Consider the following 12,368-nt stretch of genomic DNA (forward strand, 5'->3'; position numbering starts at 1 on the left):
CCAGTGGCTGGCGCTAAGACTACGACCACTGGGCTTCTTTGATGTGGTGCGCCAGACGTGGCACTGCGAGCACGGAATGGATTCCGGCGAGCCCCGGGTACCTGAGCCGATAATGACATCATTTCTTCACAGTGCGTCGCTAACGTGTTTAAGCAGATTGAGGACCCTGCTCTCGGTTCGACAGAGCTCCCGAATGTAGGCCGTGCCGGTCTCGGTCAGGGTTCAGAGTCTGACCCCGCCGATAGTGTGACTTCACGTCAGTTACTGGCCAAAAAACCAACTAAGCGCGCCTGGGCGAGGAGCAATACATATGACTGAATTCGTGCCGGGTGAAACGGTGGACGCGCAGGCAGCACTGCTTGCCCAGCTTCCAGATCTCGTCCCAACCGCGTTCGCTGACGCAGGAGTCCTTGATCGCGCAGCGTTGCTCTCCCCGGTTGGTCCCGGTGACGAGGACATAGCACCCGCCTTAACTCTTTCGTGGTCGTCAATCGACATGGCACGCACCGAAGCCCGCGGTGCGACGACCTCACCGCTCGTGCCGGATGCGGCTGCCTTGCTTGACTGGGACACGACAAGGAATGGTCTCACCCAAGGTGACAACCTGCAGGCGCTCAAGCTCTTGAAGAATGGCCCCGCCGATTACACGAGCACGACGGATCGTGATGGCGTCCGGATCGAAATGCAAGTTGGGGAGGTCTCATGAGGCTAGTAAAGGCTGAGATTCAAGGGTTCGGACGACTCGCTGAAGGGAAGGTGAATCTCGACAGCAAGGTCATCGCGGTCGTCGGACCTAACGAAGCAGGGAAGACCACGCTCCTGCGGGCACTGGCTTTTGTGGACAACAAGGCAACTCTGTCCCCATCTGAGCGCTCGCGGGGTCTGAACGTCCCCGACGATCGCACAGTCGTTCGCGTGCAGTACTTGCTCACGAAGGAAGAGCAAAAGAGCCTGGCGGGATTCGATCTTGAAGAGCAGCCGAAATCGCTTTGGCTCTCACGCACCGCGATGGATGGCGCGGAGCCGCGTTTGGCTGTTGAGCCCGCGCCGCGCAAGGCTGTTGCGCCGCTCGCGAGGGCCGTAAAGGAACTCCGGGCAGCAGCAATCAAGATGGCGTTCGCTGAACTCGACTACGAAGTTCCTGGACCCAACGATGCCGGAGAGACGCCTCCGGCCGATGAAATACGAGCGACACTTCGTGACCGTTCTGAGACGCTCCTCGCCAAGATCTTCGAAGAACAAGAATCAGCTGACTTGCCAGCTGCCATGGCGCAACACGCAGACTCTCTTCGCCAGATCCAAGCTGAACTCAATGCATACGCACTCGCCGCAAGTCTCAGCGCCGCCATCGGTGTTGTTTTGGCTTGGTGCGACCGAGAGGACCCAACCGAGGCGGTGGCCAATGCGCTCTGGGCGCTCTCACCGAACATCCTTCTATTCGGCGACGAGGACCGGACGCTTGGATCGTCTCACGCGCTTAGCGAAGAGTTTTTTGCTGCTCCACCGGCGTCTCTTCGAAACCTGCTCGGGATGGCTGAACTCGACGCGGCTGCTTTTTGGGCGACATTCGTCTCTGGGGATGAGGGCGAGCGTGAAACCCTCATCGATGAAGCGAACCAGACGCTCGCTACAAAGTTCGCTGCGGCCTGGAAACAGTCAAACATCACTGCGATTTTGAAGACAGAGCAAACGATTCTCTCCATCCGCATCAAGCAGGATGGAAAACGAATCACCCAGTTTGATGAGCGAAGTGCCGGCCTCAAGATGTTCGTGGCGCTCGTTGCTTTCCTTGCGGTGCGCCAGGAGACGGTTCCGCCAATCCTCCTGATCGATGAGGCTGAGACGCATCTACACATTGATGCGCAAGCCGACTTGGTCAACACCTTCATGACGCAGCAGCAAGCGGCGAAGATCATTTACACGACGCACTCGCCAGCGTGTCTTCCCCCGGACCTCGGCTCCAACATTCGTGCCGTCATTCCTGATCCGAGCCACGAATACCGCAGCCTTCTAAAGGGCAGCTTTTGGGAGGGATCTGCAGGATTCTCGCCGTTGATGTTGGCGATGGGAGCAGGTGCCACTGCCTTCTCCACGGCGCGGTACGTCGTACTAGCGGAGGGCGCATCTGAGATGCTCTTGCTGCCCACACTGATCAAGCGATCGATCGACGTTCCTGACCTCGAGTACCAGGTAGCGCCCGGTCTGTCAGAAGTGCCTCCCGAGATGTACCCGGAACTGGACTTGGCCGGAGCTCGAGTGGCCTACCTCGTTGACGGTGACAAGGGGGGACTCAAGCGCCGCGTGGAGCTAATTAAGGGTGGTGTTCCAGAGGACCGGATCATCACCCTCGGAGCGCTCACGCTCGAGAACCTGCTTGAGCCCGAGGCTTACCTCGAAGTCACCCGTACCTTGCTCCAGGAGTGCAATCCAGGAAGTGCGGTTCCTGAGCTGCCTACATTGCCGTCCCCGGGAGAAGAAGTATGGCCTCCGTTCCTCGACAAGTGGGCGAAGGCAAACGACCTGAAGATGCCCGGTAAGCGAGTCGTCGCAAGCCGATTGATTGAGGAAGCTCAAGCTCGGCCCAGCGATTTCGGGGCTCCGATGTTGCGCCAGTTGCACGCTGATCTGCGTGGAGTGTTGAAGCGCGGGTCGACTTGAGCAGCGTAGGCGAGCACATTCGCAGCATTGACGGGGCGGTCTGCAGCAACATTGTTGCACTTAGTGACGACCGCGGGCTTCTGTCTCAGAACATGCTGCTGCAGCTCCGAAACCTCGTCGAGGGCGTCGCGGTTCTCATCCACACGAACGACGTCGACACCGAGCATGACTACCGTGCTATCACGGCCGCAATCGCTCACATCAAGTCGCGTGGGAAACTCGCGTTCTTAAACCGCTTCTACACGCTTCTTCAGCCGAGCACCTCGCACTATACGTTCGACGGTGACAACTCTGAGCGTTTGATGCTCAAGTACTACGAGTATCTCTTGCGAGTCCGCGCGTTCCTCAGCGACACATTCGAGCTCGAGGTGCTCGCCAATCTGGAATCCTTCCCCGTCGACCTCGATCCGTCACTTCTGGAGTACCACGAGAAGATTGCTGCGCGTATTGTCGCAGTGCGGAGCCTCCCGGATGTCGGAGATTCGTCTTCGCGGTTTTACGTCCTCAAGACTCGTCCGTTCTTCGTGAACGGTCGGATCTACTACGAGGTGACCTTCACGAATCCGGTCGACCGCAACAATAAGTTCGATCGGGTGATCGCTTTCACCGATCAGGATGTCGGTGACAAGTACGCCGCGTACCTGACGCTTCGCCCTGAATCAATCAACGTGCTCGGGCAGATGATGCCCATCACGGTTATCCGCAAGTGGGCTGTGTCGATCCGCCCGTGTGAGCTTGAGAACTTCGCGCGTCTCGTCGGTCCGTCTACGAACATCAACTCTGGCGGCCCGGAGTATCGCGCCCTCATGAAGTACCTCACTTCGACCGAGTCGACGTTGGTCGATCTCATGGACCTGCCCGATCAGCGATACGAACGCGTCAAAGCCAAGGTCACCGAGCGTTCCCGAGACCCGAGAATCTTCCCTGGCCTGGACAGGGCCCGGGAGATCATCAGAGGGAAGAGGCGCGGTTACATCGTGCTGCGTTATCTGTTGCTCCAGATGAAGAACGTCGTCGTCCGTCAGCAGTACAACTCCGACGGATGTGCGCGGCTGTCCGGGCTCAACCTTCAGTGGGGCTGCATCCCGTTTGATCAGATGCCCTTTTGTGCATCGCCGATGGGCCACAACCCCCGCTTCCGAGATCTCATAGAAGCCATCGACTCGACCGGTCGAACCCATGAGCTGCTTGCCCGGCGAGTGAAGAACAACGTGGATCGATACGGGATGCTCTACACGCCCATCGGCGACCTCGAAGGGTTTGGCGATGTATCGATACTGATCCGACAGCATAACGACGCGCTCTACGGGAACGCGCGCCACCAGGCGCGAAGACTGGAGGTGGATCGGGGTCACGTCTTCATCCGGGGTTACGAGAATGAGATTGTAGAGATCGTAGAGAAGATCCAAGCCCTCGGGGTTGCGGGCGTCGGAGGTTGGGGGAACGCAATCGACCAATGGTTGGACGACCGTGCTCAATTGATCGACGATCCAAGCAAGGCCGGCGCCCTCCGATCACTCTTTGGGGAGTCGCGAGTTGCACTCGTCTACGGGGCGGCCGGGACTGGCAAGACGACGATGGTGAACTACATCGCGAACTATTTCAACGAGTCGCCGACGCTCTTCCTCGCTAACACCCATCCAGCAGTCGACAATCTTCGTCGTCGCGTTCAATCGCAGCACGCACAGTTCCGGACAATCTCAAGCCACAACTGGCGGAACCAGTCCGACCCGGAGTTCGAAGTCGTCGTCATCGACGAGTGCAGCACGGTGAGCAACGAAGCACTGCTGAAGGTTCTCCAAGGGACTCGGTTCAAGTTGCTCGTCCTTGTCGGCGACGTGTACCAGATCGAGTCGATTCAGTTCGGGAACTGGTTCGGGATGATGCGGTCGTTCTTACCACAAGCGTCGGTCTTCGAGCTGGAGACTCCATACCGCACAACAAACACAGCGCTCCTCGGGCTCTGGCAGAAGGTGCGCAACGTCGAAGACGACATCACCGAGGCGATGACCAGGGGTGGCTACTCGACGATTCTGAACGAGACCCTTTTCGAGCCGCAGCGCGAAGACGAGATTATCCTGTGCCTCAACTACGACGGGCTCTATGGCATCAACAACATCAACCGGTTCTTACAGAGCAGTAACCCAAGTGCTTCAGTTGAGTGGGGACCGGCGACTTACAAGGTCGGCGACCCAGTCGTTTTCAACGACAGCGAGCGGTTCAAGCCGCTTATCTACAACAACCTCAAGGGTGTGATCGTCAGGATCGACCGAGTGCCCGGCCGAGTCCGATTCGAGATCGATCTCGCGAGAGACGTCACCGAGCTTTCAGTCTCGGATACCGAGCTCACTTGGGTGAGGGGCTCGGTGGTAGCTTTCGACGTGTTCGAGTTGGCCAACAGCGACGATGACGATGCGGCCCTAAATACCTCGGTCCCATTCCAAGTTGCCTACGCTGTCTCAATCCATCGAGCTCAAGGTCTCGAGTACGAGTCAGTTAAGGTGGTCGTTACTGATGCGAATGAGGATGAGATCTCGCATAGTATTTTCTATACGGCCTTGACAAGGGCGCGCCAAAATCTTCGAGTGTTCTGGACTCCCGAGACGCAGCAATCAGTGATCGAAAGTCTGGAGCGGAAATCGAGCGCGAGGGACGTGGCGCTGTTGTCGGGTCGCCGTGCTTTGACTCCTGTAGTCCGATGATGAGTTCATTGCTCATACCTGACAAAGCCACTAACTGAACAATCTGTGTGGCGATTCCACGAGCTCAAGTGGGTCTGCTTCGGTTTCGTCAGAGATGTCCTGATGGATCACATCCAGCAGGCGTTAGTGGAATCCATTTTTGACTGCATTTTGACTGCACTTGAATCAAAACAGCCTGATCATGGTGATCGCGTGGGGTCAAAAATCCCAGTAAAACACTGGGTTGTTGACCCTCGCCCGCGCCACCAAAAGGGCGGATATCGGGTTCGAGTCCCTCCAGGGGCACGAATGAGAAGTAGCCCCACCTAGCGTGGGGCTTTCTCGTTCGAACAACTGGGCTGCTTCGCATTCGTGCCCATGGGTGGCCCCTCCGACAACGGGGGTCCCCGCCCGCGCAGTCCGTCGCATCGCGCCTGACGCGGACTTCAGGATGCGCGTAACCGCGTGATGTGTCGGCGGCTCGGGTGGGGCGTCGAGTCCCTCCAGGGGCACTTCGGTAAAATACTGGTCAGAGCGGTTATTGTCTTGCAAAGATGTGGATTTAGAATCCCATTTGCCCACAATTGTGGAGCGTCATTCTGTGATTCCGGGCTTTTGCCCACCGTTTGCCCACATTTGAAAAATTTCTGACGGCGGAAGTGGATCTTGCGACGTTACGTTCGGGGTCCGAGTTTGCCACGACACGGATGATCGCACGATGGCTTCTCGGGTCCACAATGCGACTCTCACCAGCCGGAAATTAGACCATTCTCAGGGGTGTGACCATGTCACCTAACCGTGCGTCTGACCCATTCGTTCACCCGCATCCCACCGATCATCGGCAAAGCCATCGCGGACCTCAGCTCCGAGCAATTCGCTTACAGGCCGGCATCTGGAACGAACACGATCGCTTGGCTCGCCTGGCACTCCGCGCGCGGGCAGGATGTTCAGATCGCCGACCTTGCCGACACCACCGAGCAAATCTGGACGGTATCAGGCTGGTATGGCCGCTTCGCACTACCGTTCGGGCCGGACGAAATGGGATACGGGATGAGTCAAGGCGAAGTCACCCGGGTGATCGCCACCGAAGCGCTGGTGAACGGGTACCTCACCGCGGGGACCGAGGCATCGATCGCGTACCTCGGCGAGCTCTCCGCAGTAAATTTGGACGAGGTCATCGACCCGAACTGGAACCCACCTGTCACACGCGGCGCTCGGCTCGTGAGTGTCATCAACGACTGCCTGCAACACGCCGGGCAGGCGTCATACGCCCGCGGAATGCTTGACCGCACATAGAAAGAGCACCGCCAGGCCGCCGTCCGAGGCCCGCATCGGTCGCCCATGGATAACGACTCACCCCACCCCGAAGCAAAAAAGGGACGATCTCGGGCCGAATTTGAGAGCACTTTCAGAGATCGAATCAAGGGTGCTTTTCAACTTCTGAGATGCCCACGAGTGGACCGGCGTGCGAACCCACGTAGAGACCCAGACCACCGCCACGGTCGTTACCGCGGAAGTATCCCCAAGCAGACCGCAGCGCCCATGCCAGAACCCAGGTTTCGCGAGCGTTTCATTGATGCGTCACGCGCGCCACTTCGGGCAGGTGAGAGAAGTCTCGTCAAAATCTTGACAGACTTTAGCCGGGGAGTGTAAGACGAGCACAACGGAACAGCTGACTCAACGAAGAAGGCGCCCCATGACACTTACCACTCCGTACGACGTACAGGCTTTGAGAGCAACCATGGAGGGTTCCCTGATCGCAGGTGAGGATCCCGAATATGACGAAGCACGCAGGGTTTGGAACGCTGACATCGACCGACGGCCTGCGCTGATCGCCCGGTGTGCGTCATCGTCTGACGTCGCCTCGGCCGTGGGTTGGGCGCGCGAGCATGCTGTCGAGATCGCGGTCCGCGGTGGCGCGCACAGCATGTCTGGTGCCTCCAGCGTCGACGGCGGCTTGGTGATCGACCTCAGTGCGATGCGGAGCGTGATTGTGGATCCGGTGGCCAAGCGGGCTCGCGTCGGAGGTGGTGCTCTGCTCGGGGACCTGGACGCTGCATGTCAGGCACATGGACTGGCGGTGCCAGCTGGAATGATTTCCCACACCGGCGTAGGGGGTCTCACGCTCGGTGGCGGGATGGGCTGGCTGACCCGGAAGGCAGGACTGACGATCGACAATCTGCTTTCGGCCGAGATTGTGCTCGCAGACGGACATATCCAAAGGACCTCCGACCAGGAGCATCCTGAACTTTTCTGGGCGCTGCGTGGCGGAGGCGGGAACTTCGGCGTTGTTACCGAGTTCGAGTTCCAGTTGCTGGAGGTCGGCCCGATAGTGGATTTCGGACTATTTTTCTGGAGCCTCGATCAAGGTACCCAGCTGCTGCGCTTCTTCACAGACCTGATGGCCACGTTGCCTCGCGACCTCAACATTGTGTTCGCGGCCCTCAACGCGCCGCCCGCGCCATTCGTGCCCGAGAGGTACCATTTTCAGCCCGGTTACGCGTTGCTTCTCACCGGTTTCGGTGGCACCGAACAACATGCCGCTGTTGCTGCGCGGATCCGTGCGTTTGAGCCACCACTCTTTGAGATGGTCAATCCCATGCCATACCTGGCTGTCCAGCAACTGCTCGACGAGCCGAACGCGTGGGGACATTTCAACTATGAAAAATCGACGTATCTCACTGACCTGTCCGACGACGCTGTCGATGTGATCACCGACCACGTACCGCGAAAGGCCTCACCGATGTCGGTGACCCTGATCTACAGGCTTGACGAGGCGTACTGTGACGTCGCCGAGAACGACACCGCGTTCGGGGGGAAACGAACGCCTCAGTACTCAGTCTTCATCATCGCCGTTGCACCAGACAAGCAGTCGCTCGGACCCGACCGAGAGTGGGCCAGATCGTTCTGGGAAGCGCTCCAGCCCGCCGCCCTTGGAGCCGGTTCCTATGTCAACAGCATGGCCGAGTATGACAACGAGCTCCTGCGCGCCACCTATGGCACCGACAAGCTCGCGCGGCTGGCGCGTATAAAATCCGAGTACGACCCAGACAATTTTTTCCACCGCAACATCAACATTAAACCGGCTGAGTCTCGGGGCACCATCTGACCGCGAGCCGTCTTGGCTATCTGTAGCCGGACGGACACAATCAGTTCGACGTGGACTCGCTGACTACACCAGACGGTAAAGATGGCTTCGTGGACGAGGTCTATGCCGCGAATATTCTCTTCGGGATACGGCGAGACACCGCCTCGGAAAAGTGGGTCTGCTGCACGGTTAGGTGACAGTTTCTAGTCACGCAGCCAGTGCGGCTGGCGTGTTCATGATGGCCTCGAATTGCGATCCTGAGGTCCTCGCGGGTGGCTTAAGAGCGGCGGTCGAGGACGTTCTTCTGCAGCAGACCCCTTCGACACCACGCACAGTTCACTAATCTACTCGGAGCCATCAGACGCGATCGCTGAGGGAAGCGCGGACCTCAGATCAGTAGTGTTCGCGGGCCTGCAGGACGACGATGCGGTCGTCGGTGACGTAGTAGACCAAGCGGTTCGCGTCGTCGATGCGGCGCGACCACGCGCCGGAGAGGATGTGTTTGAGGGGTTCCGGTTTGCCGATACCAGCGAACGGATCGCGCAGCGAGTCGGTGATCAGTTGATTGATGCGCTTGAGGGTCTTGCGGTCCTGGGTCTGCCAGTAGACGTAGTCCTCGCACCCGTTCGGGTCGAAGGCGATCGTGCGCGTCACGCGTCCAGGAGGTCGTGCTGCTGGAACTCGCCTCGCCGGGCTCGATCGATCGCCGCGAGTAACCGCTCTGCGTTTGCGGGGTTCCGCAGCAGGTAGGCCGTCTCCGTTCGGCAGCATCGGGGAATCCAGCAACCGCTGGGCCGTGCGATGGCGATGGACGACGATGCGTCACAGTAGGCGCCAACACCGGCCTTGACATCACGCGCCGAAAAGGACGATAGTTTCTCCCGACCCGAGGGGATTCGCATGAAGACATCCGACATTTCCATGACCGACGGCGGCATCGAGACCGTTTTGGTTTTTCACGAAGGAATCGACCTGCCCGACTTCGCAGCGTTTCCGCTTCTCTACGACGAGACAGGGCGCGTCGCAATGCGCCGATACTTCGAGACCTTCTTGAGCATCGCGCAGCAGCGTGGGGTGCCGTTTGTCATGGGAACCCCGACTTGGCGGGCAAACCGGGAGTGGGGCGAGCGCCTTGGATATACCCCGGATGCACTGGCGCGGGCGAACGCGGAAGCTGTGGCTTTCGTGCGTGAGGTTGCTGCGAGCCACCCCGCCGTGGAGATTGTCGTCGAAGGGGTTTTAGGCCCACGCGGCGACGGCTACGTGGTCACCAATCGCATGACCGTTGATGAGGCCGAGGCCTATCACTCCGAGCAGATCGCCTCGCTCGTTAACGCAGGTGTCGATCGAATTTCAGCCCTCACGATGACCTACGCGGAGGAAGCAATCGGCGTGGTTCGTGCCGCTCGGGCGCTCGGAGTGCCGGTCGTGCCGTCATTCACGGTGGAGGTCGACGGAAGCCTTCCCGACGGAACAAGTCTCGGCGAGGCGATTGAGCTCGTCGATGCCGCCACCGATGCAGCGGCCGCCTACTTCATGGTCAACTGCGCACACCCGACTCACATCAGCCACGCTCTCGACAACCCGGCGACGGCGGATCGGATCGGCGCCCTCAGAGTAAACGCATCCAAACGGTCTCACGCGGAGCTCGATGAGGCAGAGGAGCTCGATGAGGGCGATCCTGTTGCGCTGGGTATCGACAACGCAGCGCTGAAGATTATGCTTCCGCGAGTGCAGGTGCTCGGTGGGTGCTGCGGCACGGATGCTCGCCACGTCGCTGAGATCATCGACGCCTGGTGAGGTGGCGACGACTGCGATCGGTGAGACCTGCACTCGGTCGGTCACGACAGCCCGTGTGGTGGGGCGAGACGTCGTTCACATTTTTCGCGGGTTTGCCGAAGCAAAAACGAACCAAGCGCGAAGCTCAGCGGAACGTGCAGACGCAACGCCTCTCCAAGCTGACAGACCTAACGAACGCAGAAATCGCGTCCGTTGAACTCGGAATGACGGTCGCCTCTCGTTAAATGACAGGTCACGCTGCACCGGGAACAGACGGTTCGGCTCCACAAGGTCCGGATTGGCTTGTCGCCGAAGTAAACGCATTTACGACGTTCCGCGAGGCCGTGCTGGCTCGTCGTCGCTAGCATCCGGTCTTCTCCGCACCCCCACCATTCGCTGTTTGTCAGCGTGTCCTCACTCCCACCCGACTGAGCACCTTGAGCACAGCGCTCGCGGCGAAGCCCGTCTTGGCGTGATCTGGGCTGTGCGAGGGAACTGCCAAACGTGCGGGATCGAATCGTGGCGGAAGCAACCTACAACTGAGGTCGTTCGGTTTGCGGTTTAGTTCCTCGGCGCTGTAGTTCGCTCACCCACGATTTCTTCACTGAGGAGATGAGCTTCTGGTCCGCTTTCGACAGCTTGACGATGGTTCCGATCAGGTCGAATGCCTCGCCGATCATGACGGGCAGCTGCTGAATGTCGACCGTGGAGGCCCGATCGAGAACCTCCGCAGCAGCCGCGGGGTCGACACCCTCAAGCTTCAACAGCGCGAGAATCTCGCGGGCATCCTTCTGGCCCTTCTCCGAGAAGTGTCGGTCAAGGAGCGCCGCCATCTTGGTGGCGATGTGGGCTTCGAGCCGCAGGAGTGTCCACTTTTCGAACGAGAGCTCGTCGGGGTATTCGGCGAGCACCTCGACCTTCAATCGCAGTTTGCCGCCGAGCTGGGATTCATACGGCAGGTAAATATCGAGGTGCACGTCGTCGATCGTCGCCCGCAGTTTTCGCCCCTGATGGTTGTTGCTGGGGGAGAGGTCAGTCATCAGCTGCTCGAGTTTGTGGCGGCTCTCCTGCGAAGTGATCAAGTCGATGTCGAGACTGATCTCGCCGCCGACGCGCACGAAGGTCGCCCATCCGCCGATGAGGATCGATGGTTCGAGGTCGTGACCGAGCCGGTCGACCAAAGCACGGATGACTCCGCTCTCGTCCTCGTAGAGGTTAGGCACTGGTTCGCTGTTCCCAGTCGGCGTCGGCGAATAGCTTTGCCTTGAGGGCGCGGGTGAACTCGGCTGCCTGCCATCCGGGGCTCGCCCACAGGTCGGCGTAGGTTTGTGCGAGGCTGGCGTATCCGGACTTCCAGGTGCGCGCCGCCAGCGGATCTTCGGCCAGGATGATGACCTCGTCTCCCGTGGGGAAGTCATTCTGCGACAGGGCACGGCTCGTGTAGACGATCCGCCGGCCGAGGTCGGCGACGGTGTTTCGTCCGCCGAGGTAGTGCACGGCGGCAGTGGTGCCACTGAGCGCATAGTCGACCTCATCGTCATCGAGAAGTTCTTGGGCGGCGGGCAAGGTTGTGGAGACCATGGTGTCGGCGCGGAGGTTGCGGTGGGCCGCGAAGGCTTCGAGGAGCTTCTCGGGCGAGACGACTGTGTAGCCGCGGCGCGAGTTCGGGCGGACGGCACCAATGTCGACGAGTCGCCCGAGAGCCTGGTGGGTGGTGGAGGGCGCAACCGATGCAGCATCCGCGATGTCGCCGATGCTGTTCCAGTCGCGCTGTCCTTTTAGTGCGGCGTCTGCCAAAGTGCGCCAGACTATCTCCACGTTCTTCATCGCACCATGCTCGCAGATTTCATATAAATATGGAAACAGGTATCCGTATTTATATGGATAGAAGGGAACGTGGCTTGCCCACCGTTTGCCCACAACTGTGGGCAAACCAACCAGAACGAACGCCGCCGCATTCAACGAACAACGCCGGATTTCCGGGGATGTTGAGCCAGTTCCGCGTGATCAAAGCGCTGCGAATGGGGTTAGAGTCCCTCCAGGGGCATTTCGAATCCCTGGCAAAATCCTGTCATGAACAGTGGGCACTTTCGCGGGATGCGGCGGACAATGAAGTCAGCTTGCCCACAACAAAACGCACATCGCCGAATTTTCGAGGTCCT

The 12,368-nt window shown here is 59.4% G+C and carries 9 protein-coding genes; 6 read left to right on the plus strand and 3 right to left on the minus strand.

The window, feature by feature from the left end; translation table 11 throughout:
* Positions 1–310: 310 nt before the first annotated feature.
* The 5 genes from IEW81_RS08545 to IEW81_RS08565 all read left to right on the plus strand — a co-directional run bounded on the left by IEW81_RS08545 (position 311) and on the right by IEW81_RS08565 (position 8,448).
* Entirely contained in the window at positions 311–706 is a 396-nt protein-coding gene (locus IEW81_RS08545) for a hypothetical protein (protein ID WP_097059504.1), read from the plus strand.
* Positions 703–2,658: an AAA family ATPase gene (locus tag IEW81_RS08550; protein ID WP_097059505.1), complete on the plus strand. Its 1,956-nt coding sequence runs from the start codon at positions 703–705 to the stop codon at positions 2,656–2,658. The genes IEW81_RS08545 and IEW81_RS08550 overlap by 4 nt, the downstream gene beginning before the upstream one ends.
* 593 nt (positions 2,659–3,251) lie before the next feature.
* Positions 3,252–5,360 carry an ATP-dependent DNA helicase gene (locus IEW81_RS08555; RefSeq protein ID WP_229671313.1) on the plus strand — a complete coding sequence of 703 codons (2,109 nt, stop codon included), beginning with the start codon at positions 3,252–3,254 and terminating at the stop codon, positions 5,358–5,360.
* A gap of 777 nt (positions 5,361–6,137) precedes the next feature.
* Positions 6,138–6,635, plus strand: coding sequence for a mycothiol transferase (locus tag IEW81_RS08560; RefSeq protein WP_097059507.1), 498 nt, complete (start codon positions 6,138–6,140; stop codon positions 6,633–6,635).
* A gap of 400 nt (positions 6,636–7,035) precedes the next feature.
* On the plus strand, positions 7,036–8,448 hold the full coding sequence (locus IEW81_RS08565; protein WP_097059508.1) for an FAD-binding oxidoreductase: 1,413 nt from the start codon (positions 7,036–7,038) through the stop codon (positions 8,446–8,448).
* A gap of 372 nt (positions 8,449–8,820) precedes the next feature.
* Here IEW81_RS08565 and IEW81_RS08570 read toward each other — a convergent pair whose 3' ends face one another.
* On the minus strand, positions 8,821–9,081 hold the full coding sequence (locus IEW81_RS08570; protein WP_102017054.1) for a Txe/YoeB family addiction module toxin: 261 nt from the start codon (positions 9,079–9,081) through the stop codon (positions 8,821–8,823).
* A gap of 246 nt (positions 9,082–9,327) precedes the next feature.
* Between IEW81_RS08570 and IEW81_RS08575 the strand changes: the two genes are divergently transcribed.
* Positions 9,328–10,227, plus strand: a complete 900-nt coding sequence (locus IEW81_RS08575; protein ID WP_097059510.1) for a homocysteine S-methyltransferase family protein — start codon at positions 9,328–9,330, stop codon at positions 10,225–10,227.
* Between the two features lie 512 nt (positions 10,228–10,739).
* Here IEW81_RS08575 and IEW81_RS08580 read toward each other — a convergent pair.
* Together IEW81_RS08580 and IEW81_RS08585 are read right to left on the minus strand one after the other, a co-directional pair.
* A complete protein-coding gene (locus IEW81_RS08580) occupies positions 10,740–11,429 on the minus strand; it encodes a hypothetical protein (RefSeq protein WP_097059511.1) in 690 nt (229 codons plus the stop codon).
* On the minus strand, positions 11,422–12,033 hold the full coding sequence (locus tag IEW81_RS08585) for a hypothetical protein (RefSeq protein ID WP_097059512.1): 612 nt from the start codon (positions 12,031–12,033) through the stop codon (positions 11,422–11,424). Before IEW81_RS08585 ends, IEW81_RS08580 begins: the two co-directional genes overlap by 8 nt.
* Positions 12,034–12,368 lie beyond the last annotated feature (335 nt).

Origin of the sequence: Salinibacterium xinjiangense (genome assembly GCF_014645015.1) — a bacterium.
GTDB classification, from domain to species: Bacteria; Actinomycetota; Actinomycetes; order Actinomycetales; family Microbacteriaceae; genus Rhodoglobus; species Rhodoglobus xinjiangensis.

Bases quoted from the DNA above. Each gene is read 5' to 3' on its own strand.
- IEW81_RS08575 (WP_097059510.1), top strand. From the start codon at position 9,328: ATGAAGACATCCGACATTTCCATGACCGACGGCGGCATCGAGACCGTT.
- IEW81_RS08545 (WP_097059504.1), top strand. From the start codon at position 311: ATGACTGAATTCGTGCCGGGTGAAACGGTGGACGCGCAGGCAGCACTG.
- IEW81_RS08550 (WP_097059505.1), top strand. From the start codon at position 703: ATGAGGCTAGTAAAGGCTGAGATTCAAGGGTTCGGACGACTCGCTGAA.
- IEW81_RS08585 (WP_097059512.1), bottom strand. From the start codon at position 12,033: ATGAAGAACGTGGAGATAGTCTGGCGCACTTTGGCAGACGCCGCACTA.
- IEW81_RS08565 (WP_097059508.1), top strand. From the start codon at position 7,036: ATGACACTTACCACTCCGTACGACGTACAGGCTTTGAGAGCAACCATG.